This is a genomic window from Oceanobacillus sp. FSL W7-1293 (assembly GCF_037969815.1).
Classification (GTDB): Bacteria; Bacillota; Bacilli; order Bacillales; family Amphibacillaceae; genus Oceanobacillus; species Oceanobacillus oncorhynchi.
The window spans coordinates 4618176-4641661 of the sequence record NZ_CP150212.1; the positions used below are offsets into that span (position 1 = coordinate 4618176).

Here is a 23486-nt window from a genome sequence, read left to right on the forward strand (position 1 = left end):
CTAAAAAAACTAAACAGTCTTTATTGGTCAAATATTTTCTTAAAATCAAGGTAATTCTTAACCTTCCCCATCTGGTTACTTTGGGCAGGCTCCATTAAAAAACGTATACACTGATAATAAGAATCTGCTAAAACATAATCATTTTTTGAATAGATCGAGATAACAATCGTATGGATAGCCTTATTTCGATACGTTATACTCTTTGGTAATTTACCAATGATAATCTTTGATTGGAACGGGCGCTCTGCCATAAACGATACATATGCTATTTTGGTATCATTGGGTATAAAATGATGATCCATCCTAACGATGTTATCCAATATTTCCTTATGCCCGAGCTGTTCGAGAAGGTACTGGACACTATCATTGAATTTTTTCATGCTCTCCGGAATCTGAAGAAAATGTTCTTTCCCAATAGCTATCCTTTCTATCTCTTTCAATCTCTGCATCTTAGACTGGTTCAGATAATCATTCAGAAGCGACTGTAAAAAATCCTGTTCCGTTTTGCCAAACAAGGATTGAATAAAAATAATATTTTGGCCATGGCTTACGTTGATTTGCTCTGTTGTTAAAATCACATCCACATCGTTTAAAAACAGGCCATCCTTTTCCTCGAATAGATACGTTGGTATAGCATTTATGATCTGTACGGATGCTCCCATCAGACGGGTTACTTCAGAAATAATCCAATTTACGAGTGCTGTATGTTCATCCGAAATAAATAATAGCTTTAAGACTGGTTCTTTCGTTTCCAATAAATTGCCCAGGAAGAGTGTAATATAAGCCAATTCTGCATCAGAGTATGTTGTTTCGATATCCTGTAAATAGGTCTGACAAAAGGATACAATACTAGCCGACATAGGAAACATTCGATTAATTTGCCGTTTATTAAAATTGGTGTAGTCATGTCCATTTTTTGCCCGTTGATTTAATTGATTAATATAAAACAAAAAATTTTTCTCAAAATCAGGATAATTCATTAAATCCACCTGAAAGAAGTCTCTAACCACGCGAGTGAATAACGAGACAATTTTCTGATCAGTTTCATTCCAATTCTCATTTGTATAGGGGTAGAGATGGTTTTGTTCCATGATGAATTGCTGCAAATACATCATATCAGCATCCGTAAAAGCTATCCTTGCTTCAGCTTTTAAACGCTCCTTTAATTCTTGCATCATAGGCAATAGCGGTTCATTTGCCTGATTATGCGGCAAATGATATTCCAGCTGATTCCGGATTGCGGCTATTAAAAGGCTGGCACCCACTAATCCAAATGCTTTTCCAGAAATAATAAACTGATGCTTTACCATAATCTCTTTTAAAATTTTATTCAATTTAGCATACGTTTCAATGATATCGAAATTCTCTTCAGGGAATAAATAGTGTAACATCACTTCTAAATTTAACCCTTGAACAACCATCTTGGCCAAAAAGTAACGGAAAGCTTCTTCATTCCCTTTAAATTTCAATCCTTTCGTACTAGAGACGATAAAACGTATACCAGAAACTCTGCTAATCAGCTTTTTAATTTCGGTTATATCTAAGTTAATGGTTGATTTGGAAACATAGAGCCGTTCAGCAAGCTCCTCCATACTTATATAATCTGATTCAAAGGACAGCATCCCCATAATCGTATATATTCTATCCCAAATCACATGGTTTTCAATATTATTTTTATCCACAAAAATAGGGTTCACTAATAACTTTTTAACCGTCTCTTTTTCTTCCTCTTCCAGATAACACTTCCCTTTCTTGGAAATTTGTATTTGAGCTTTCGTTTCAGAAAGGAGTATATTCATATTTTCTAAATCCATACGGATGGTATGGATAGAAACTTGAATCATATCTGCAAGTAAATCAAGTTTTATCGGTACGTTTGTATACAGAATATAGGATAAGATTATTTTTTGACGTTTACTGAACATCTTTTAACACTTCTTTCCTGCTTTTAAAATCATATAGTCTTATTATACTCCTACTATAACTTTTTATCTGTTGTCAAAGTTCATATCATATTTCTCATGATTTATGGAAAGCCCCCTTCATTAACCTTTCAACAGTGCACAGAATCTACACAAATTAGTCATTTTATTTTCCTTCACAGGCAGGAATTATATTGTAAAATAGAAGTAATCTCTTATGAAAAAACGTATTGGCTGCTGTTCTTGGCAGCATTTCATTTAAAGCTGAAGTAGGTGTTATGATGAAAAAAGCATTTTTTGTCAGCTGCGGATCCTTATCACTGGGGCTGGGTATCATCGGTATAATTTTACCCCTATTACCTACGACACCATTTTTATTATTATCTGCAGCATGTTACGCGAAAAGCTCAGAAAGATTATATCATTGGCTGCTTGAAAATAAATATTTTGGCTCTTATATCAAGAATTACCGCGCAGGAAAAGGCATTCCATTAAAAGCAAAAATCACTGCTGTATCGGTTTTATGGTTATCCTTATCCTTTACAATCGTTTTTGTCGTTCCACTCGTTGCCGTAAAAATCCTGCTTGCACTGATTGGAGCTTACTTTACAGGCTTTATCCTGAAACAAAAAACACTTCAAAAGCATGCTGTCTAGAAATGGCATACCTGTTGCCATAAAGGATGGCATGCTGTTTGTATTTGGAGGTGACGGACAGTATGACATTTTATGAAATACTCGTATTTATACATATCTTTTCTGCCATTTTAGGGATGGGACCTGGTTTTGTGATGACGCCGATTGCTAAAAAGGCTGCTAACATGACAGAGCTGCGGCATGCGTATGCCCTCCGTAACAAATTGCATCAATTCGTCATGATTGGCGGTACCTTGTTACTCGTTACCGGATTATGGATGGGGTTTTTAAATACATACCTCTTTCAGCAAGGATGGTTCTGGACCAGCCTCGTTCTTTTTTTACTTGCGCTAGCATCCGGTCCGACGGTATTAGTTTCCAGCTCTAAGCCGATTAAGGCATTGTTGAAGGAGCATAAGGGAGAAGATATTCCAGCAGAATACTTCATTTTGTCTAAACGGCTATTTTTCTATGAGCATCTTATCAATACGCTGTTTTTAATTATTATTGCATTGATGATTACCAAGCCTTTTTGAGTTTTATGGAAAAAGGGTTATTTTTCTATCTGACTGGGATTCCCCCAGTCTTTTTTCATGTTTCAAAAAGGAAAGATAGAGGGTACCTGATATAAAAAGAGGAGGTATATAGTGGGAAAAAGTATAAAGATAACTATATCCGCTGTCATTTTAATTGGAATCATCGGTGCCGTTTATTATTTCTTTTACTACACTTCAAACATGACAATGGATGAAGTCATTTATGAAGAAAGCATCGACAGTAATGAAGACGGGCTGCGAGAGTATATAGATAACCTGGATGTGGAATGGGAACCAGGAGCAGATTTTCAGTTTGATAATAGTGGATTATGATTGGTTACAAGGAAGTATAAATATCACACCCCAATTATATGATTGAAAGTGTACTTTATTTTTCACTCACTACACTCCACCGCCTGAACTTCTGATTACTTTTTTCTTGTGACCACATCGTTGGCAACGATAAATAAGACGAAATGTAACCTCCTCATCCCAGCCGATATGTTCAAATTGATGGAATCCGATTCTGCAAAGTAAATTTTTTTCACTTCTGGTTGTTAAATAATAAATCAAAAGAATGACTATGCCAACAATGATGGAAACGTAATGAAGATAATACATATTGAATAGAGCATCTGTATTTGCTGTAAGGAAAGCAATCCCAAGAAAGATAAGAGAATAACCAATTAAAGGAGCTTTCTTTTTCATACGACACCTCGTAATATCAAAATTCCCATGAAGATATACCTTTTTTTAATATTTAGAAATCATTTCCCGCAGACCGAGCTTATTAAACAAAAAAACGGAAAACTCCAGATTTAACTTAGAAATCTAGAGAAAAAATGACGACTGATTTTGTCATAAACCAATCGCCATTTTTATTATTAAATAAACTATATTTTGTTGAAATTATTCAATCATTTCCTTATGACACTAACCCGCCATCAATTCGATATTGCGATCCAGTAATAAATTCGCTATCATCCGAAGCCAAGAATAAAACTAATTTAGCTACTTCTTCCGGTTTAGCATATCTGCCCATTGGGATGGCTGCTTGAAGCTCTGATTTTACGCTTTCTGTATCTTCTGCATTAATTCCAGATTCTACGTCTTTTACCATATCGGTATCTACTTGAGAAGGGTGTATGGAATTCACTCTAATGCCATACTTTGCAACATCTTTTGCAGCATTTTTAGTGAGACCGTTTACCGCATGTTTGGATGTGTCGTATGGAGCAAAACCATTGGTTGCTATCAGACCAGAAATTGACGATGTATTGATGACACTTCCTGATTTTTGTTCTGCCATTACTGGAAGCACATTTAATAAACCAAGTGCACTTCCCCTTACGTTAACCGAGAGAACCTTATCAAAATTATCAATGGTTTGTTCTAAGAAAGGCTTCACGTCTCCTAAAATTCCTGCATTGTTAAATAAAATATCAATCCGGCCAAATTTCTCTACTACCGTATCCACATAATTTTTAACATCTGCTTCTTTTGAGACGTCAGCTTGAACAATTAACAGATTTTCTTCAGAATGGACTTCTTTCTCAAGTTCTTTCAATTTTTCTTCATTAATATCTACAGCGGCTACTTTAGCCCCTTCTTCTAAAAATAATTCTACAGTCGCTTTACCAATTCCGCCGGTTCCACCAGTTACAATAGCAATTTTTCCATCTAGTTTACCACTCATTCGTACCCCTCCATAAAATTATTCCTATCGTTTCACCGTAACACTTCACAAATATTCCTACAAATGAATACTCCCGCCACTTCATTTCAGCCTAAATTTGAAGTGTGGGTTTCTGGGGTATCGACTTTCAAAATGACGATTAAGCCTCAGTGGAGTTGACACATCGGTGTGCTGAAAACACCCAACCCCGCTATCCCATTGGTCCTGCCTCCTGAGACTACTTTTATTTTACAATCAAAGATACCGGTCTTCGTAAAGCCTCCATACAGGAAAGGCTGTGATGAAACGCATCTTTGATAACTTTTCGCATGATATTTGCGGCTCCATTTACATCTGCGTTAAAACGTTCCCTATTTTTCGAAAGGTAAAGCCCGCGTTTAATACGCTTCCCTGAAAATACAGCGTTTTTACTTTTTTGGTCATAAATAGGGATTTCATCGTTATCAAGAAAACTTGCTTTCGACGTATAAGATTCTTCTGTCAACATCACCGTTATCCCATGCTTTTCTGCTTTGTATGTAATCATTTGAATAAGCAGGCTGTACGGGATGGACGTAAAGGATTGGTTATTTCTTTTCCCTATATCGGAATAGTGTTTCCAGTCCTTATTCTGTCCGATAATGATGGTATCAATATCCTCTTCCAAGGTGATTTTCACGATTTGAAAACTAGCCTTATGAAAGAGATCTTTGATTTGAAGAAATCGTTTTTGGCTGATTTTCTCCAACCGTTTAGATGTAAACGAACCCTCGTTTGTATTTTTTCCTTGACGGAGAATCCCTGTATAATAGGCTTTTAGCTGATTATATCGTTGATTGACGGATTTGATATTTTTGCCCTTCACTAAAACTGGCCTTTTGCCTGTATTCGTGACAATGGTTGCAAGATTATCCATACCTAAATCAACAGATAAAAAACGGTTCTTGGATTCTTTCCACTTTGCTTCTGCATGAACTTGAAAAATTAATTCCACGACATAATGACCATACTTGGGAATGACTCGAACCTGTTTAAATCTTCCTTCTGAATAACCTAATTTTCCAATATTCAGACGAAATTTTGTTTTAGGAAACTTCAAGAATTTATTTTCTTTTATGACACAATCCTGATTGGAAAAGGTTATTTCTTTTTCTTTGGAACGACAATATCCTGGTATTCTAGGACGTGCTTTAAATTTTACGGGATTCTTTTTATACTCCCGTAAGCTGCCATAAAAAGATCTCCAATTTTGAAAGACCATTTTCATAATGCCTTGACTCGATTGAATCGGTAAGGATTGATAATCGTCCTGTTTCATCGATTTAAACAAAGCATTCAAAAAAGGGTACGAGATATATGGATGATCCTTAGAGGCCATCTCAAATAAATGACATGTGATTTCCGTTTGTTCTGATTCGGCTTTTTTCTGTTCTTTTGCATTCCTTTTTTGGTAAGCTTTCAACTGGTTGGCATTGATTTCGGGTAAATGGGTTTGAATCGTTTCTAATACGTCTTGTTGAAGCGGCTGCAGTTTCTTTTCTTGTTTAAGGCCTGTAAAAACCTGCCGGATATAAAAGTTGGTTGTGTTATGCATATTTTTTGCATTTTGGCACATGTTTTGAAAATACAGATACATCCGGTGTCCTTTTTTCACCCAAATTTGCAGGCTTCTATAAGCAGACATTTTCTTCTCACCTCCTAAAACAGAATATATGTTCTATTCATTTCATAATATCATAAAAGGACGTAAAATGCCACTATTCTGAAAAGTAATAACAACTTTTTAGGGAATGTTCACATTATGCTTGTGCTGTTAGCTATTTCTTTGGATTTTCTTAACAGCTAAATGGTTGAAGTACTAAAATCGCCAATTCACCTTCCACCTAAAATTCTATGAAATTTTTGAGGAAGGAGTCCTCTTGGCTGAAATGATAGAAAGGTTTCAACCAACTTCATATTGATCACATACAATTTTGGATGAAAATCAATCAATTTACAGAGAATATCTAGAGGGTATACAATGAAGAATAGGAAAACATGGAACTTCTTATACAAAGTTTTAATAAATCACTTGAATAGGAGATGATTTCTCATGAAGTCTACTTCTGAAAATAAATTAAAGGGCAACAATAATCGCTCGTCTTTACTCTACTTCTTCATAACAGGTTTTATCACCATCATCTTATCTTTCTTTTTCATGGGAAGAGCTATTGCGGAGGGAGATAATGATAATTTTGGTATGGGCTTCTTTTTGCTTATTGCAGTATGGGCTTTTGGAGCAACTTTTTACTATTTATTCAAATTAAAAAGACTTGGCATCCTTTTTTCCATCCTTCCTGTTGTTTTTTATATAGGTAGGTTCATCCTATCTTTTTTCATGTAAAGGAAGCAGTAGTTCTTGAACCTAAATTCATAAAGGAAAAGCAGCGTCATCCTTATTGGAATGACGCTGCTTTCACTAAGATGCTTCTATCCCTAAAGAGACAAAGACAAGGCAAGAAAATGCAATTCTTTATCCCTATCCATTTACCTGCTTTTTATCTCTCCGCTTTTCCCGTTCAGATAAAATATACGCACACGCCGCATCTCCAGAGATATTAAGAGATGTTCTCAGCATATCAAGAATACGGTCGATACCAATGATTAATGCAATACCCTCCACAGGAAGACCGACCTGATTCAGCACCATGGCCAGCATAATCAAACCAACTCCCGGTACACCAGCTGTACCTACACTTGCTAAGGTAGCAACAAGCACGACCATTAAAAGATCAACCATCGTAAGCGGCAAATCATACACCTGTGAAATAAATACGGTTGCAACAGCCTGCATAATCGCTGTACCATCCATATTAATGGTTGCTCCCAGCGGTTGTACAAAGCTGCTGATTTCTTTCTTTACACCAAGATTTTCTTGTGCAGCTTTTAAAGATACAGGAAGCGTTGCATTGGAACTGGCTGTGCTAAATGCTACTGTCATCGCTGGAAAGAAGCCTTTATAGAATGTAATTGGATTCCTGCGCCCCAAGAACCAGATAGCCAGAGAATAAATAAGCAACGCATGCAGAAGCAGCCCTGCAATAACGGTTAACATATAGCTTAACATGGAACCAACCGCATCCAGTCCAGCTCCGCCAATTGCTGATGCAATAAGCGCAAAAGCACCATATGGAGCAAATCGCATTACCAGCATAACAAGCCAGCCTAAAATATCGTTTGCTTGTTCAAATAAGTTAAAAATACCTTTTGTCTTTTCATTTAAATAAGCTAAGGCAACCCCGATAAACACAGCAAAGGCAATAATTTGCAGCATTTCCCCAGCAGACATAGCCGCTATCGGATTAGCCGGAATGATATTAACCAATGTTTCCATAATTGGCGGCGCCTCGCTTGGTGTAAAGTCGCCCAGGTTAGATGTTTCAAATATGCCCGTTCTCCCCGGCTTCACCAGATAAGCTAATGCTAAACCAATACTGATGGCAATCGCCGTAGTTGTTAAAAAGAAAGTAATCGTAAAAACACCAATTCTACCCAATTTTGCCGGCTCGCCAAGACCTGCTGTCCCTAAAACAATGGACACAAACACCAAAGGAACAACCAGCATCATAATGAGGTTAATAAATATTTGACCAACCGGGTCCAGCACATATCTGTCCAAAGGACCAAAAAAACTTTCAGGAGCAAATGTCAGAGCCATCCCGACCACGGCACCAGCTACTAATGCGATAAGTATATTTCTGGTTAGGTTGTTAGCTTTCATCATCAGACACCCTCTCTAATCAAAATTTAACCACAAAAAGAAAGCGCTATCATGAAATAAGAAGACAAAGAATTCCATTTTAAAGCCTATCACCTGAAACGGTCGCTGCCAGATTCAACTAATGACTACATAAAGTATTAAAATTTGTTTCCATATAACAAAAAAATGTAGCCTCACTCTAGATGACGAGTGTTTCTACATTTTATGAATATCTTATGTCATATATTCCAGTTCTAATCATTAACATTTAGAAAATGCTTATCTGCTCTCCAATGATTTTTATTAATATAAAACATTAACCAATCTGATTCACGAGTTTTTTAAATTATTCAGCTTATACTGGATTGTTAATATTAAACACCAGCCCCCAAAACTACTTAAACCGAATCACATACGCATCCAGAAATATCCGGGCCAGCACCTGCAGCGGCAGACGGGAACGCACCTCATAATCCGGGAAAAAGCTCTGCTTCGACTTATAGCCCAGCAAATTAATATCACATAGCTGAAACAGCCTGCTCTCCTTATTTGTCGTCAGCAGGATTGTTTTCACATTATTTCGCTTGCAAAACTGTGCCGCTTCTACCAATTCTTCTGTTTCCCCATTTAGCGATACAAAGATAACTAAATCATCACGCGTAAACTTTTTTGATTTAATACGAATAATATTCGGGTCGGTATGCTCTTCACAATGCTTTTCCAGCAGCTGCAGCTTTACCGCCATCTCATTGGAAATATGCTCCGAGAAGCCTCTGGCAAATATCGTAATTTTTTTACTATATTTCACTGCAACTAAAGCATCTTCGATAATGGAGGAATCCAGATAATTAATGGTATTCGTTACTTCCTCCTGATTCTTGAAAATTGCTGATTGAATTTGGGAATCAATATTTTTTATTTTCTCCAATGCTCCCGGAAACTGCTTTGACTTCTCAGAAACAAACTGAAATTTAAAATCGGTAAACCCCCGATAGTGGAGTTTTTTCATGCATCGGACAATTGTGGATGTGGAGACATTTGCTTTCTCACTCAACTGGGTGATGGAAATCTCTCCCATCGTCGCATGATGCGATTCAATATAATCCAATAAATGCTTGTCACTGCTGCTTAATTCATTGTAATAATGCTGAATCCGCTGTTGGAAATTCATGCTAAACACCCACCCTTTTCGAACATCCTTTTGAAATCTTTTTCATCTATTTTCTAACTATACCACATATAATGCAAACATTTTCATTTCATGCCGTGCCATACTTTAAGTAAGGAAGGATGATGAACCATGATTTATACATGCACGTTAAATACAGCGATTGATATGTTCATCGAAATGGAAGATTTTCTTCCGGATAAGGTGAACCGAAGCATATACGATGAATTCCAGCCAAATGGCAAAGGAGTCAATATATCCATTATTTTAAAAAAGCTTGGCGTACCCTCGACAGCTATTGGTTATATAGCAGGTTTCAGCGGGCATTATATTCAAGATGAACTAAACCAAATGAATATCGGCACTGATTTTACTGAAGTTGATGGTGTCACAAGAATTAATGCATTTGTAAAATCCAATCAGGGTGAGTACAAAATTGTTAATGGCGGTCCGGAAATTACAGATGTAAAAATAGATGAATTAATAACTAAAATTGCCGGATTTACAAAGGATGACGTGTTATTTGTGTCAGGCAGCCTGCCAAAGGGAGTACATCCATCCATACTGGTCTCCATCGCAAAGCATGCTTCTGATATTGGATTTCGATTGATTTTAGATATAAGCCATCCGATCTTAAGTGAATTAGTTCACTACCAGCCTTACTTGATCAAACCGAATGACGAAGAGCTGCAAGCCCTGTTTCCAGAGGAGGAACTCGACTCAGAACAAGCAATATTGAGAGCAGCTCAAAAATTAGTAGATCAAGGTTGTCAAAATATATTAGTTTCTATGGGAGGCGAAGGTGCTTACTTTGTTGGTAAAGATACAACGCTCTACTGTCCGGCACCGAAAGGCGAGGTTGTGAACACCGCCTGCTCCGGCGATACGATGCTGGCTACGTTTTACAGCACCTTACAGACCAGTCCCCCCGAAGCAGCATTGAAAAAAGCTGTAGCGGCAGGTTCTTCAACGGCTTTCCGCTCTGGGTTAACCGATTTTAAAGATGTCGATCAATTGATGCAAAACTTAGAAGTAAAAATAGTAACCATTTAAAAGAAAGGGTGAACATCATGACATATCGTTTTTTAGGCGTTACTGGCTGTCCAACAGGAATTGCGCATACGTTTATGGCTGCAGAAGCACTTGAAAAAACAGCAGCAGAAAAAGGCGTTTCCATCAAAGTCGAAACACATGGACAAAGAGGAACAGAAAATCAGTTTACTGCTCAAGAAATCAAAGACGCAGAAGTCATTATTATTGCTGCAGATAAAAACGTGGACATCGACCGTTTTCATGGCAAAAAAGTAATCAATGTTTCCGTTTCAAAAGGTATTAAACACCCTGAGGAATTAATAGATAGAGCTATATCGGGGAATGTAGCTGTCTATAAAGGATCTGGGGAAACCACTCAATCAAATGGCGACAGCAATCAAGAGTCAGCCAGCATATGGCATCAGCTTTATGTACATCTGATGAATGGTGTCAGCCATATGCTTCCTTTAGTTGTTGCCGGCGGGGTAATGATTGCTGTTTCCTTTATGTTTGGAATTTATTCAGCTGACCCTGAATCGTCTCAATATAATGTTATTGCCGAACAAATGAATACCATCGGAGGATTGGCAATGGGGTTGATGGTTCCTGTTTTAAGTGCTTATATTGCACAATCCATCGGTAATCGACCCGGTCTTATTATTGGTTTTATTGTCGGTATGATTGCTGATACAAATGGCACCGGGTTTTTAGGCGGAATTGTTGGCGGCTTCTTAGCTGGAGGCCTTGTTTTACTGCTTATGAAAGCACTGAAGAACCTGCCAAAATCACTAGATGGTTTAAAAGCTATTTTCTTAATTCCTGTTCTCGGTATCTTTATCGGCGGATTTGCGATGTGGTACCTATCTGTTCCGATGGAAGCAATCAACCAGGGAATGATGGACTTCCTAAGCAGTTTCCAAGATTCTAACCCAATCTTATTAGGGTTGATTGTAGGTATTATGAGTGCATTTGATATGGGCGGCCCAGTCAACAAAGCGGCCTATGTAACAGGTACAGCACTTTTGGCACAAGGTAATTTCTTATTTATGGCAGGTGTTTCTGCGGCGTGTATCGTCCCGCCGCTCGCAACTGGATTCTCGGTATTATTTGCGAGACGCAGCTATAACCAGGCAGAAGCAAGTGCCGGCTACGTCAACTTTCTGTTAGGTTCAACGCACATTACAGAAGGCGCGATACCTTTTGCAGCAAAACGTCCGTTTACCATTATCCCAATTATCATGGTAGGTTCTTCTATCGCTGCCATGCTGACGTATATGTTTAAAGTAGAAGTTCCTGCACCACATGGCGGATTTATCGTTCTGCCTGTTGTCACACATGCCTTCTTATGGGTCTTGGCAATTTTAGTCGGTGCTGTGATTTCCGGATTCTTAATGGCATTAGAACAAAAAAGACATCAACAGAAAAGCAATCCTGAGCAAGCGGCTGCATCTGTACAACAAGAAACACCTGCGCCACGTGAACAGGGGGAGCTTTTAGAAACAAACCAAATTCATCTGCAGCAAAACCTTCACTCAAAAGAGGAGGTTCTGACGTTTATAGCAGATAAAGCTGCAGCATTAAATATTGCAACAGATGCAGAAAAAGTAGCACGCGGTCTGCAAAAAAGAGAAGCAGAAGGCTCGACAGGCATGGAAAATGGGATTGCTATCCCTCATGTGAAAAGTGAAGCAATTCAGCAAGCTAAATTGATGGTCGTTCAATTGACAGAAGGTATTGATTGGCCTGCAATGGACGGAAAACCAACAGACTTTGTGATCAGCATTCTCGTTCCAGATGGAAGCAGCAACGAACATTTAGATATCTTATCGGCTCTTTCCAGAAAACTGATGAATCAAGATTTTATTAACCAGCTAAAAGCTTCTCAATCTGAAGCGGAGATAAAAGAATTATTACTTGGAGGCGTTAAAAAATGAAAAATTTAGAAAAACTTATAAATGACCAGGGGATTATTTCGGCACTTGCTATTGACCAGCGCGGTGCACTAAGAAGAATGATGGGCGAGGATATTTCCGGCGAGCAGATTTCAGCCTTCAAACAGATTGTTTCTGAAGCACTGACTCCTTATGCTTCTTCTATCCTGCTTGATCCGGAATATGGATTAGCAGCAGCGAAGAAAAGAGATGTAAATTGCGGATTAATATTGGCTTATGAACAAACAGGCTACGATAAACAAGAGCCTGGGCGTTTCCCAGATTTAATTCCGAATTGCTCTGTCAAAAACCTGAAAACTGCAGGCGCTGACGCAATTAAATTATTGATCTATGTGGATGTAGATGAAAGTAAAGAAATCAATGAAGCTAAAGAAGCTTTTGTAGAACGCGTTGGCAGTGAATGTGTCGCAGAGGAGATTCCATTTTTCTTAGAAATTCTTACCTATGATGATTCGATTGGCAATGAAAAAGGATTGGAATTTGCGAAAGTAAAACCGAAAAAAGTGATTGAAGCAATGAAACGCTACAGCGAGTCAAGATTTAACGTGGATGTGTTAAAAGTAGAGGTTCCTGTCAATATGAACTTTGTGGAAGGCTATGCGGAAGAAGATACAGCTCAAACCCAAGCGGAAGCAAAAGCTGTTTTCAAAGAACAGTCTGAAGCCACCAACCTTCCGTTTATCTTTTTAAGTGCAGGCGTTACACCGGAATTATTCCAGGAAACATTGCGTTTTGCCAAAGAAGCAGAATCTGCCTTTAATGGTGTGCTTTGCGGCAGAGCAACTTGGAGCGGCGCAACATCTGAATTCAAAAACGTGGATGGAGAAGCTGCTGCGAAATGGCTGCAGACAGAAGGCGTGAAAAATATTCAGGAACTGGATAAAGTGGTTCAAGAAACAGCTACATCTATTTCCTAACAAAGATGGAAAAGCTCAGTGTGCGCACTGGGTTTTTTTCGTCATATCCTTTCTGCTTCTTATTAATAGTATGTTATTATTCAGTTTGTTGCATGCTAACAATGAAACGATCTTATCGCGCGTGTTAAACAAATCATTTTGATTTTTGAACTTCCTATTATAAGGAGCGTAATCCATGCCTAAAAAATACATTATTATCAGCAGCATCCTTGCTGTTATCATCATTATCCTGCTTGCACTTATTTTCTTCTTTAAAATATCCTTTACTTCCCTGCCAACAAATCTGCCCGTTGTTTTAACAGAAGTTCTGACCACGGAAGGGGAACGGAGACATGTTGATTCGATTACTATTACAAAATCGGACTCCAGTCACTTAGCTAGCGATGAGCCTGTACAATCAGAGAATGAGGAAGAAATTGTATTGGAGCAATCAAATGATATCACCCGAATGCTGATTGAAGATGTCCATATTTATCAGGGCGGACGGATTACAAGCGATAGCCCGGAATATACCGCAGAAATGAACCTGTCTGATGGAGATACACTCTATCTATACCTCTCCAATGAATACATACGGGTTGTGCCGCCAGATCAGGAAGGAAGGCTATACAAAGTATTAGATACGGAAAATGCTGTTTATGCCTATTTTCACTCTTTCTTTAAAGAAGACGAAGGATAGCTTGCTCATCTGCGGCATAATCGATGCCTTTATTTCTGTGACCAATCTTATTGAACATATCGAATGAAGATCCCCGCATAAGCAAATAATGATGTGTTTATACAGGTTCCCCCTCTTTGTATGAGGTAATTATAATGTTATTTAATTACCTCGTACACCACATTACTTGCAGAAAAAACAGATATATTACCCTTCATTTAGTTGATAATATTTTCGTTTCTTCTTCCCTTGCACCACCGTGTTAGAGAACAGACCAAGACCTAAAAACAAGAACGAACCCACGATATAAACCAATCTAATGTCCATTATTTCAGCTGCTATTCCAATGATTAATGTCAACAAAATAATACTTGCCGCTTCGATTAGTCCAAAAATCGTTGAAAAACGCCCCATAATCTCTACAGGAATATTATTTTGATAAAAGGTCAGGAAGCCCGTGTTGGCAAAAGAAAGCGCAAATGTCAGCAGGAAAAAACCGATTGCTGCTGTTGTAAAATCTGTTGAGAAAGCAAAAAACAAATAACCAGCGGGCGTACCTATTACCCCTAGCCCCATCAGCATATTAATTTTTAAGTACTTTGCAAACATTGCATTTATCAAAGAACCAGCTATAATCCCTGCGCCCGCAATACTAACTAAAAAGCCATAGGTGCTTTCATCCAACAATAGCACCTCTATTGCAAAAGCTGCCTCTAACGAGTCCAGCCCTGTCATAAAAACTGTTACGCCCCCAAACAGAATATAAATCAAGGTAATATATTTGTGATTGCCGCTATATGCAAGGATCTTCTTCCAATCGTGAATGACAGAATGGATATCGATTCTATCACTTATTTTCCCCTGTTCATGCAAATTGGGAAGGAAAAGGATTATCATGGCAGAAATACATAATGCAGCAGCATTTATAAATATAGCAAAGGAAGGGTTGCCGACCATAAACAATGCTCCTGCAATCGACGGTCCTAAAATAAACCCGCAGGAATTAATAAAGTTACGAAGGGCATTGAACCGCTGACGATCTCCTTTTGGAACCAATTTGGTCATGTAGACAATAGAGGCCGGCTCAAACACCGCACTGGCTACATTAATTCCAAATACCAAAACATAGATGAGCAATAAGGAATCTAAAAAAGGAAGTATACCTATAAGGCCTGCCCGAAATACGTCTAAGCCAATCATCATACGCTTTTGATTCCAACGGTCAATCAATGAACCCGCCCAAAAATTAGTAAACATCGCTGCCAGCGGAATTAAAATATATAACACAGAAACCGCAAGCGGAGAGCCCGTCATTTCCAAAACAATTAAATTTAATGCAATCAGGTATATCCATGCTCCCAGATTAGATACACCAATTCCCGTTAACAATAATGAGGTGTTTTTCCACCTTTCCAAAGCCTCTTTCATATCATCTCTCCTTTTTTAAGCTTTTTTATAAAATAAAAAAAGCCCGCGTCCTCAAAGTTATCTCAACTTTGAGGACGGGACTTCTTATATCACAGAAGATCGTGGTGCCACCTCATTCTGTTTCTGCATCGCTGCAAAAACCTTCATAAGCAATCGTATCGAACATTGCTTTTCTCGATAACGGGAGCACCGGCACATCATCATGTAACAATCCGATATGCAGCTAAGAGGCTTGGTTCAATATAGTTCCGCATCCTCCTTTTCAGCTTCCGGAGTTCTCTGTTATGCTTCCCGTATATTTACTCTTCTCTTCAACGCTTTTGATAGGATGTATCTCGAGTTTAGAAATATTATACATGGTTCCATAAAAATGACAAGTGTTATTTTATCACGGAGAAGAACAAAAACTTCGACTGAACGAAGTTTCGTTTTATAATTCTATTTCCGAAATATTATAAAACTATTGACTTAAATTGTGTAATGGCTCACTGTTTAAGTATAGAATGATTCGTATACTACTTTAAAGGATGTGTTTATACATGACAGCAAATCATGGAAAAGTAAATCGCGTTGTATTGATTGGAGCCGGGTCTGTCGGTGTCAGCTATGCGTTTTCACTCATAAATCAAGGGATTACGGAAGAATTAGCTATTATTGATTTGTTCGCAGATAAAGCGCTTGGAGATGTGTGGGATCTCAACCACGGGAAAGCGTTCGCCCCATCTCCAACCAATGTTTGGCTGGGAGAATATCAAGACTGTAAAGATGCAGATATTGTTTGTATTTGTGCGGGAGCAAACCAAAAACCGGGTGAAACACGCTTAGACCTCGTTGAAAAAAACATGAAGATATTTAAAGGAATTGTGGATGATGTGATGGAGAGCGGCTTCGATGGTATTTTCCTCATTGCAACCAATCCTGTAGATGTCTTAACACAAGCAGTTATTGAATTCAGCGGTTTCCCTGCTCACCGTGTTGTCGGAAGCGGAACAACCTTAGACTCTTCCCGTCTTCGTTATAAGCTTGGAGAGTATTTCGATATCTCTCCAAAAGCAGTTCATGCCTATATCATCGGTGAACACGGGGATACAGAGCTTCCGCTTTGGAGCAGAGTAACCATTGGTCCTGTTCCCCTGCAAACGTATTTAGATAATCATGACGATTATAACGCAGAAGACCTTGACCAGATCTTTGAAGAGGTTCGGGATGCAGCTTATCACATTATTGAGAAAAAAGGCGCCACCTTCTATGGTATTGCCATGAGCTTAGCACGAATTACCGAAGCCATTCTAAGAAACGAAAATATCGTGTTGACAACAAGCAGTTATTTACAAGGTCAATATGGTGCAGAAGACGTATGCATCGGTGTTCCATCTATCATTAACCGTTCTGGCATCCGTGAAATTATTGAAGTGCCAATGAACGAAGAAGAACAGGAAAAATTTGCTCATAGTGTTCAAACGCTGAAATCTATCTATGAGCCTGCGATGAAGCGCATATAACGTTTTAAAAAATGGAATGTGAGACACAAAACCTGCCTCACATTCCATTTTTATTTACTATTCATCTACATCAGCAACAACGGTTTGCTGGTAATCAATTAAGATAACAGAACGTACCCCAGCTTCTTCCGCATCTCCCTTTTCAATCGGACTGACATAATGCGATACTGCCGAATCCTCCACACCGTAGGATTCTAAAGGCTTCGTAATCTCAAAAATCTCTATCACATCATCCTGATTGACTGTATCAAACGTTTCTCCTGCCGCTTTAGGAATACCAATGGCGTTCGTACCGCCTTTGACATTTTCTCTTTTAATTAAATGGGCAAAGGTAAATGGCTCCCCATCCTGATGAAAACAGTTTGGTGAAGAAACAGCCTTATCCGAATCATTTTCTACGTACAGCTTCACAAAATGCACACCGGCATGAATCGGCATGATCCGGTCTTCTTCCTTCCAGAACGTTTCCTGATAATCAAACAGAATTATTTTTTGCAATAGCTTATTATTCTGTATTTCTTTATCTATATAAGGGAATTCCCGATAAGAACCCGGATATTCCGGATTAAATTTCCCCTGGAAGTACGCAGCGTATTCCTCCCCATCCTTCGTCAGCGTCGGCAGCCATTCAATCTGACCAGAAGTTGGCAATACCAAAGCGCGTGAATATCTTCTATAACGATTTAAGTCTTTTGCATATTCATCGATAGGCAGATCCTCGAAATAATCCAATAAAGCTTGGTAATCTGCTTCTATTCCTTCATAGTCTAATTGCTGCATTAAATCATACCGCGCATAGCCATTATTTTTTAAATTGCTCATCTATATTACTCCTTTTATCTTCATCGGTTTGCTTAAAAAATGGAATCCAAGTTATTATTTTAGATGATTTGGGTTGAAAAGACAAATGGAGCAAAGGGTATGTAGATGATGTAACCATATTAGCAATTACCGAATCGGTACTGCAGAAATCTCTTTTCAAACTTAGCGTTTGTTAAATGAAACCAAAAAGCGAAAAACCCCACAGATTGAAACTAGTTTGTGAGGTCTTGTCAGCATTAAAATCATAATTCACTTAGCATTACTGCGGCTTTTCTAGCGGATGAGTGGTAGGCAGCCATAGCTACTTCCAAAGCTCTTAATCCATCTTCTCCTGTAATAAATGGATCTTTGTTTTCTTTGACAGATTGGATAAAATTAGCAATCAATCCCTCATCCATATCATCTCCCCAGAAATTCCATTTAACGCCGTCTGAACTATATACATCCAGCTTCTGGGCAAAAGCATCCACAGAGAGCGTTCCTTTCGTCCCTATTATTTCTAAGGTAACGTCTCCCCAAGTTGGATAATCCTTATTACGAGACCAGCTGCAATCCAATGTCGCAAACATACCGTTATCAAATTCCATGGTTAACAGCCCTGTATCATCTATCTCTCCATCGGATAGTTTATCATCTATTTCAGCATATACCTCTGTTACTTCTGCGTTAGTAAACCAACGAATAAGGTCGACTACATGAACAGTATGGTCGATAACTGCCCCTCCGCCAGATTTCTCTTTCTGCACAAACCATCCTCCAGGATTAGTTCCTCTATTTGTACCTTTAACGGCAATAATATTACCTAAATCACCCGTGTCTATCGTTTGTTTCGCATTTTGCACAGGCTTATTAAACCTTACCGGGAATGCAGTTTGTAAAATCACGCCTTTTTCCCGGCAAATCTTAATCATTTCTTCCGCATCCTTCACATTAGAAGACAAAGGTTTTTCGCATAGTACATGTTTATCATGATTCGCTGCAGCTTTGACGTGTTCAAAATGCTTTTGATTCTCTGATGTAATAATTACAGCATCAATCGGTTCCTTTAATAAGTCATGATAATCCGAAAAATATTTGGTATTAAACTGTTCCGCTGCGTCTTTCCCTCTCACTTCCTCTTCATCAGCAATACCATATAACTCTATCTCCGGTAAATTGTTTAAAGCATTTGCATAGCTATACGCATGTCCATGAGCAAAACTAATAATACCTACCTTCATTTTACTCCCTCCAAACTGGAAAATTGTTTAAGATAAACCGGCTCTCCCGACTCAATCGATTGTAAAGCAGCTAATGAAATCTCTAGCGCTTTATAGGCGTCTTCTGCGGTCACTCTCGCTTCCTTTCCTTCTTTAATACAAGAAATAAAATGCTCTATTTCAAGATAATATGGACTATGCTGCGTTGGGCTGGATGGAACCGCTACCCCTACAACCTCATCAACTGATGCGCTTTTCTCTACTACAACAGGGCTGACTGAAGTACTATCATGTTGAATAATCCCTTCCTTTCCTGCAATTTCTAACTTCGTATGGAAGTTCTGATGTGCCCAGGTGCCTTCCACATGAGCAATCACCCCGTTCTCAAACCGAAGTGTGATTAAGGAATATTCTAATTTTCCAGCCGCTCTTCCTCTGCTTGTTTTTGCATATACACGCTCTACTTCTCCAAAGCACCATCTTAAAAAATCAAAATCATGAATAACTGTGTCTAAAATCAAACCACCGCTTTTAATAAAGTTTGCATACCAGTCATTGGAGGCATTTGGAAATGCTCCTCCTCTCGTTGTTCTTGCAATTACCGGCTGGCCTATTTTTTGTGAATCTACTACTTCTTTTGCTTGGGCATATTCTGGGAAAAAGCGTACAACATGGCCTACGAATAAGCGAACTCCCTGCTGTTCACAGAAATCGATCATCTCTCTGGCATCAGCCAGATGACGGGCCAAAGGCTTCTCGCAAATAACGTGAAATTTATCTCTCGCCGCTTGCAAGACTGTCTCTTTGTGTAAAGGGGTAGGCAAACAAACAGATACGACATCAATATCCACAATCTGCTGCTTCGCTTCTTCATAAGAAGAAAACGCTTTAGTCCCACACTTGTCAGCCAATTGAGCAGCCTTTTCAAAATTCACATCAACAATTCCACATAATGTTACATCTTTCATTTCTGTATAAGCAGCAGCGTGGGCATTTCCCATTGTCCCTGCGCCTAAAACTAAAATATTCATTTTTGTGCACCTCTTTCTATTAATTATCTTCTAACGCCTTGTAAAGCAATTCCTGAAACTAGATGTTTCTGTAAAAGAACAAACATAATCAGCATCGGAATGGTGGACAGTACAGCACTCGCCATCAGCAATGGATAATCCGTCGAATATTGCCCCTGAAATGCTGCAATACCTACTGACAGCATTCTCGTTTCTTCTGAATTCGTCATAACCAAGGGCCAAAGAAAATCATTCCAAGAAGCGAGGACCGTAAATATACCTAATGCAATTAATCCTGGTGTCGCGTTCGGCAAAATAATGCGCCAATAGATTCCAAAAAAGGAACACCCATCAATCGTTGCCGCCTCATCCAGCTCTTTCGGTATTCCTAAGAAAAATTGCCTTAACAGGAAGACGCCGAATGCGCTGAACATACCAGGAACAATCAAAGCATAAAAGGTGTCAATCCAGCCCAGAGACGTTAAAATTCCGTAGTTTGGAATTAGAATAATTTGCATTGGCACCATCAAAACAGATAGGACTACAATAAATATGACATTTTTTCCCGGAAAATCCATCCTTGCAAAGGCAAATGCAGCCAATGAGCACAAAATTAACTGTCCCAACGTTCTTCCTAAAGTGACCATCAGCGTATTAAAGTAATATCTCATCATATCGATACTTGCAAAAACGTCAAGGTAATTCTCTACTAGCCACTCTTCAGGAAAAATGGTAATCGGCACTTGCATTGCTTCTCCAAATGATTTTAGAGAAGTTAACACCATCCAAAGAAATGGCGTAACCATGACCACTGCACCAATAATCAGCACCAAATGAATCAACCACTTTTTATTCATACGCTTCCTCCTTATTATCCGTCATAATGCACCCATTTCTTTTGAAACGCAAACTGGAAAATAGTGATGACTAATATCATTAAAAACAGCAGGAATGCTTGTGCAGAAGCATAGCCCATTTGCGAATACTCAAACCCTGACTCATAAACACCATATACAAGTGTACGCAATGGCTCCAATAAGACATGGCTGTCGCCGATCATGATGAATATCAAATCAAACACTTGTAAAGAGCTGATTATTCCAGTGATAAATACGAAAAACAAAGTCGGTGTTAACAGAGGAATGGTGATCGTAAATAATTGTTTTAATTTTGATGCACCATCCATTTCCGCAGCTTCATAATAGGTTTCTGAAATCCCCTGCAAACCGGCCAGGATTAAAATAATGTTGTTTCCAACTGTCATCCAAACATACACAACAATAACCGATATTAACGCAATATTAGGATTGAACAGCCATGCAGGCTGCGGTAAATGGAGTAAGCCTAATATATAATTAAGCAAACCATAATCTGTGTTATATAACCATTTCCAAACCATTCCAACAGCAACCGGCATGGTTACCACCGGCAGAAAATAAAGTGTTCTATAGACGATCATTCCTTTAATTTTTTGATTCAGCAATATGGCAATCCCCGTGGCCAGCATCACCGCTAACGGCACGGAAACCAGCGTAAATACGAGTGTGTTAACCATGCTTCTGATAAAAGAATCTGTTTGAACCAGCCTTATCAGGTTGTCCAAACCAATAAACTCGGGAGGGTTAATCCCATTCCAGCTAGTGAATGACAAGCCAAAAGAAGCAAGAGCCGGCATCAAATAAAATAGGAAGAGCCCTAGTACAACGGGAGCGATAAATAGATAAGCCCACATCGCTTCCTTACGCTTACGCCTGCTTCTTTTCGGTTTAGTAAGCACGTTTGAATCACTCATTCATTAGAAACTCCCTTCTTACAGAAAGATTTTTATTCATTTATCTGTTCTGATTCCAAGATGATATCCATCTCTCTGGCAACATTGTCCAAAGCTTCCTTCATTGATTTATAGCCCAAAAATGCTCCTTGAATTTCTGCCTGCTCAATATCCTGCCACTGTATTGTGTTTTGGGAAACAGGGTAGGGAAACGAAACTTCCTGTGCGTCGATAAATACTTGTAAATCCAATTTAGGCATGGAATCTACCCATAAATCACTCATGGATTCCTGCGCAGGGATACTAAAGCCTGATTCAGCAATAAACTGATTTCCTTTTTCACCAGTCAAATGCTTGATTAAATCCCAAGCCAATTCTTCTTGCTCGGTGTCCCCGTTCATAGCCCAGCCAATTCCGTGTGCAATAGATCCTTCTTCCTTCCCTGCTGGTAATGGAGCTACTCCTAAATCATCCCCAAGCTCACTGTAAAACATCTCCGCGTTCACAGAGATTTCAGGATGCATTGCTATCATTCCTGACATAAACATATCGCGGGGATGGTTTTCAATTTGTGTCTGTACAGATGGTGAAATCCCCTTATCTATCAAATCCTGTGTAAAAGTAAGTGCTTCTTGCGCTTCTGGTGAATTAAAACCTGAATGGGTCTTGTCTTCATCAATCATGTAGCCGCCAGCCTGTGGAATTAAGTTATAATAGCCAGCCTGATTACTTACAACATACGCTGTATATCCATAAACTCCCTCCTCCTGATCAGCCAAGAGCTCTCCCTTTTCTTCAATATCCTCCCACGTCCAATTTTCATCCGGATATTCCAGACCAGCCTCATCAAATAGTCTTTTATTGTAAAACAAACCTACAATATCCGAGAAATAAGGTGCAGCGTATAAGTGATCTTCATGAGAATATAAATCTATCATAGAATCAAAATAGGCATCCTTGGAAAAATCACTATCTTCTTCAATAAATGGCTCTAAATCTTTGATTAGCCCATAAGAGGCATATTCAGAAAAATTAGGTCCATTCATCCAAAATACATCTGGTCCGCTCCCTCCCCCTATACTGGTTCGTAATTTCGTGAAATAGTTGGCATAAGGTGTATAGGTTACGTTCACCTCAACATCTGGATGCTCCTTATTAAATTCTTCAATAGAGGCATCCACTGCACCGCTTATATTTTCATCCCACAAGGCTACTTCCAGCGTTTTTTTACTGCCGCCTTCTGTATCATTTCCACAACCTGTTAAGATACCGACTAATGTAATCATTAGAAATATGGTGCATACTTTTTTCCCCATTCTATCTCCTCCAAAAGGGTTTAATAATGTTTTGCCAGGAATATAATGAGCCACAGCTTCCTTGCTTGACAGCATTTTCAAATCACAGCCTTCGACAGAAAAAATGGATGCCCTCCTTCATAGCAAATTCACATGTTTTCGTGAAGCGCTTTCAAAATACGTTTATAACCTTTTAAATCATTCCTTCAAAATCTTTTAACATGC

At 38.7% G+C, this 23486-nt stretch carries 21 protein-coding genes and 1 other annotated feature; of the genes, 8 read left to right on the top strand and 13 right to left on the bottom strand.

What is annotated here, in order from left to right; translation table 11 throughout:
• Positions 1-20: 20 nt before the first annotated feature.
• The gene (locus tag MKY65_RS22130; RefSeq protein ID WP_339180841.1) at positions 21-1925 is read right to left on the bottom strand and encodes a helix-turn-helix domain-containing protein; all 1905 of its coding nucleotides are present in this window, start codon (positions 1923-1925) and stop codon (positions 21-23) included.
• 275 nt (positions 1926-2200) lie between these two features.
• Here MKY65_RS22130 and MKY65_RS22135 point away from each other — a divergent pair, with 275 nt between their 5' ends.
• From MKY65_RS22135 to MKY65_RS22145, 3 genes are all read left to right on the top strand, one after another.
• Positions 2201-2578 carry a YbaN family protein gene (locus MKY65_RS22135; protein ID WP_339180843.1) on the top strand — a complete coding sequence of 126 codons (378 nt, stop codon included), beginning with the start codon at positions 2201-2203 and terminating at the stop codon, positions 2576-2578.
• Between the two features lie 62 nt (positions 2579-2640).
• Entirely contained in the window at positions 2641-3093 is a 453-nt protein-coding gene (locus tag MKY65_RS22140; protein WP_212929263.1) for a DUF2269 family protein, read from the top strand.
• A gap of 111 nt (positions 3094-3204) precedes the next feature.
• Positions 3205-3426 carry a hypothetical protein gene (locus MKY65_RS22145; RefSeq protein ID WP_339180846.1) on the top strand — a complete coding sequence of 74 codons (222 nt, stop codon included), beginning with the start codon at positions 3205-3207 and terminating at the stop codon, positions 3424-3426.
• Positions 3427-3495: 69 nt separating this feature from the next.
• On the opposite strand, the gene MKY65_RS22150 is transcribed toward MKY65_RS22145, so the two are convergent.
• The 5 genes from MKY65_RS22150 to MKY65_RS22170 form a co-directional block, all read right to left on the bottom strand.
• A complete protein-coding gene (locus MKY65_RS22150; protein WP_339180848.1) occupies positions 3496-3801 on the bottom strand; it encodes a hypothetical protein in 306 nt (101 codons plus the stop codon).
• 217 nt (positions 3802-4018) lie between these two features.
• Complete coding sequence (locus tag MKY65_RS22155) at positions 4019-4789, bottom strand: SDR family oxidoreductase (RefSeq protein WP_339180851.1); 771 nt, start codon at positions 4787-4789, stop codon at positions 4019-4021.
• Positions 4790-5012: 223 nt separating this feature from the next.
• Positions 5013-6452, bottom strand: a complete 1440-nt coding sequence (locus MKY65_RS22160) for a transposase (RefSeq protein WP_339180854.1) — start codon at positions 6450-6452, stop codon at positions 5013-5015.
• 834 nt (positions 6453-7286) lie between these two features.
• Positions 7287-8528 carry a dicarboxylate/amino acid:cation symporter gene (locus tag MKY65_RS22165; RefSeq protein WP_339185346.1) on the bottom strand — a complete coding sequence of 414 codons (1242 nt, stop codon included), beginning with the start codon at positions 8526-8528 and terminating at the stop codon, positions 7287-7289.
• Positions 8529-8901: 373 nt separating this feature from the next.
• On the bottom strand, positions 8902-9678 hold the full coding sequence (locus MKY65_RS22170; RefSeq protein WP_339180857.1) for a MurR/RpiR family transcriptional regulator: 777 nt from the start codon (positions 9676-9678) through the stop codon (positions 8902-8904).
• Positions 9679-9807: 129 nt separating this feature from the next.
• Here MKY65_RS22170 and pfkB point away from each other — a divergent pair, with 129 nt between their 5' ends.
• The 4 genes from pfkB (at position 9808) to MKY65_RS22190 (ending at position 14255) form a co-directional block, all read left to right on the top strand.
• Complete coding sequence (gene pfkB, locus MKY65_RS22175; protein ID WP_339180859.1) at positions 9808-10728, top strand: 1-phosphofructokinase; 921 nt, start codon at positions 9808-9810, stop codon at positions 10726-10728.
• Between the two features lie 17 nt (positions 10729-10745).
• Positions 10746-12641 (top strand): fructose-specific PTS transporter subunit EIIC, encoded by a 1896-nt coding sequence (locus tag MKY65_RS22180; RefSeq protein WP_339180862.1) that lies wholly within the window; start codon positions 10746-10748, stop codon positions 12639-12641.
• On the top strand, positions 12638-13576 hold the full coding sequence (lacD, locus tag MKY65_RS22185) for a tagatose-bisphosphate aldolase (protein ID WP_339180864.1): 939 nt from the start codon (positions 12638-12640) through the stop codon (positions 13574-13576). The genes MKY65_RS22180 and lacD overlap by 4 nt, the downstream gene beginning before the upstream one ends.
• Before the next feature lie 175 nt (positions 13577-13751).
• The gene (locus MKY65_RS22190) at positions 13752-14255 is read left to right on the top strand and encodes a hypothetical protein (RefSeq protein WP_339180866.1); all 504 of its coding nucleotides are present in this window, start codon (positions 13752-13754) and stop codon (positions 14253-14255) included.
• 186 nt (positions 14256-14441) lie between these two features.
• On the opposite strand, the gene MKY65_RS22195 is transcribed toward MKY65_RS22190, so the two are convergent.
• Positions 14442-15662 carry an MFS transporter gene (locus MKY65_RS22195; protein WP_339180869.1) on the bottom strand — a complete coding sequence of 407 codons (1221 nt, stop codon included), beginning with the start codon at positions 15660-15662 and terminating at the stop codon, positions 14442-14444.
• 67 nt (positions 15663-15729) lie between these two features.
• Positions 15730-15986: a binding site (T-box leader), on the bottom strand.
• 215 nt (positions 15987-16201) lie between these two features.
• Here MKY65_RS22195 and MKY65_RS22200 point away from each other — a divergent pair.
• Positions 16202-17164, top strand: coding sequence for an L-lactate dehydrogenase (locus MKY65_RS22200; protein WP_339180872.1), 963 nt, complete (start codon positions 16202-16204; stop codon positions 17162-17164).
• A gap of 57 nt (positions 17165-17221) precedes the next feature.
• On the opposite strand, the gene MKY65_RS22205 is transcribed toward MKY65_RS22200, so the two are convergent.
• From MKY65_RS22205 to MKY65_RS22230, 6 genes are all read right to left on the bottom strand, one after another.
• On the bottom strand, positions 17222-17986 hold the full coding sequence (locus MKY65_RS22205) for a 2OG-Fe dioxygenase family protein (protein ID WP_339180874.1): 765 nt from the start codon (positions 17984-17986) through the stop codon (positions 17222-17224).
• Between the two features lie 242 nt (positions 17987-18228).
• Complete coding sequence (locus MKY65_RS22210; RefSeq protein WP_339180877.1) at positions 18229-19206, bottom strand: Gfo/Idh/MocA family oxidoreductase; 978 nt, start codon at positions 19204-19206, stop codon at positions 18229-18231.
• On the bottom strand, positions 19203-20216 hold the full coding sequence (locus MKY65_RS22215) for a Gfo/Idh/MocA family oxidoreductase (RefSeq protein ID WP_339180880.1): 1014 nt from the start codon (positions 20214-20216) through the stop codon (positions 19203-19205). Before MKY65_RS22215 ends, MKY65_RS22210 begins: the two co-directional genes overlap by 4 nt.
• Positions 20217-20239: 23 nt before the next feature.
• Positions 20240-21052 carry a carbohydrate ABC transporter permease gene (locus tag MKY65_RS22220; RefSeq protein ID WP_212929197.1) on the bottom strand — a complete coding sequence of 271 codons (813 nt, stop codon included), beginning with the start codon at positions 21050-21052 and terminating at the stop codon, positions 20240-20242.
• A 14-nt stretch (positions 21053-21066) separates the two neighbouring features.
• Positions 21067-21987, bottom strand: a complete 921-nt coding sequence (locus MKY65_RS22225) for a sugar ABC transporter permease (RefSeq protein WP_289584501.1) — start codon at positions 21985-21987, stop codon at positions 21067-21069.
• A gap of 32 nt (positions 21988-22019) precedes the next feature.
• Positions 22020-23282, bottom strand: a complete 1263-nt coding sequence (locus MKY65_RS22230; RefSeq protein ID WP_339180886.1) for a sugar ABC transporter substrate-binding protein — start codon at positions 23280-23282, stop codon at positions 22020-22022.
• Positions 23283-23486: the final 204 nt, after the last annotated feature.

Coding starts and splice junctions, on each gene's coding strand:
- MKY65_RS22130 (WP_339180841.1), bottom strand. CDS start 1,925: ATGTTCAGTAAACGTCAAAAAATAATCTTATCCTATATTCTGTATACA.
- MKY65_RS22135 (WP_339180843.1), top strand. CDS start 2,201: ATGATGAAAAAAGCATTTTTTGTCAGCTGCGGATCCTTATCACTGGGG.
- MKY65_RS22140 (WP_212929263.1), top strand. CDS start 2,641: ATGACATTTTATGAAATACTCGTATTTATACATATCTTTTCTGCCATT.
- MKY65_RS22150 (WP_339180848.1), bottom strand. CDS start 3,801: ATGAAAAAGAAAGCTCCTTTAATTGGTTATTCTCTTATCTTTCTTGGG.
- MKY65_RS22155 (WP_339180851.1), bottom strand. CDS start 4,789: ATGAGTGGTAAACTAGATGGAAAAATTGCTATTGTAACTGGTGGAACC.
- MKY65_RS22160 (WP_339180854.1), bottom strand. CDS start 6,452: ATGTCTGCTTATAGAAGCCTGCAAATTTGGGTGAAAAAAGGACACCGG.
- MKY65_RS22165 (WP_339185346.1), bottom strand. CDS start 8,528: ATGAAAGCTAACAACCTAACCAGAAATATACTTATCGCATTAGTAGCT.
- MKY65_RS22170 (WP_339180857.1), bottom strand. CDS start 9,678: ATGAATTTCCAACAGCGGATTCAGCATTATTACAATGAATTAAGCAGC.
- pfkB (WP_339180859.1), top strand. CDS start 9,808: ATGATTTATACATGCACGTTAAATACAGCGATTGATATGTTCATCGAA.
- MKY65_RS22180 (WP_339180862.1), top strand. CDS start 10,746: ATGACATATCGTTTTTTAGGCGTTACTGGCTGTCCAACAGGAATTGCG.
- lacD (WP_339180864.1), top strand. CDS start 12,638: ATGAAAAATTTAGAAAAACTTATAAATGACCAGGGGATTATTTCGGCA.
- MKY65_RS22190 (WP_339180866.1), top strand. CDS start 13,752: ATGCCTAAAAAATACATTATTATCAGCAGCATCCTTGCTGTTATCATC.
- MKY65_RS22195 (WP_339180869.1), bottom strand. CDS start 15,662: ATGAAAGAGGCTTTGGAAAGGTGGAAAAACACCTCATTATTGTTAACG.
- MKY65_RS22200 (WP_339180872.1), top strand. CDS start 16,202: ATGACAGCAAATCATGGAAAAGTAAATCGCGTTGTATTGATTGGAGCC.
- MKY65_RS22205 (WP_339180874.1), bottom strand. CDS start 17,986: ATGAGCAATTTAAAAAATAATGGCTATGCGCGGTATGATTTAATGCAG.
- MKY65_RS22210 (WP_339180877.1), bottom strand. CDS start 19,206: ATGAAGGTAGGTATTATTAGTTTTGCTCATGGACATGCGTATAGCTAT.
- MKY65_RS22215 (WP_339180880.1), bottom strand. CDS start 20,216: ATGAATATTTTAGTTTTAGGCGCAGGGACAATGGGAAATGCCCACGCT.
- MKY65_RS22220 (WP_212929197.1), bottom strand. CDS start 21,052: ATGAATAAAAAGTGGTTGATTCATTTGGTGCTGATTATTGGTGCAGTG.
- MKY65_RS22225 (WP_289584501.1), bottom strand. CDS start 21,987: ATGAGTGATTCAAACGTGCTTACTAAACCGAAAAGAAGCAGGCGTAAG.
- MKY65_RS22230 (WP_339180886.1), bottom strand. CDS start 23,282: ATGGGGAAAAAAGTATGCACCATATTTCTAATGATTACATTAGTCGGT.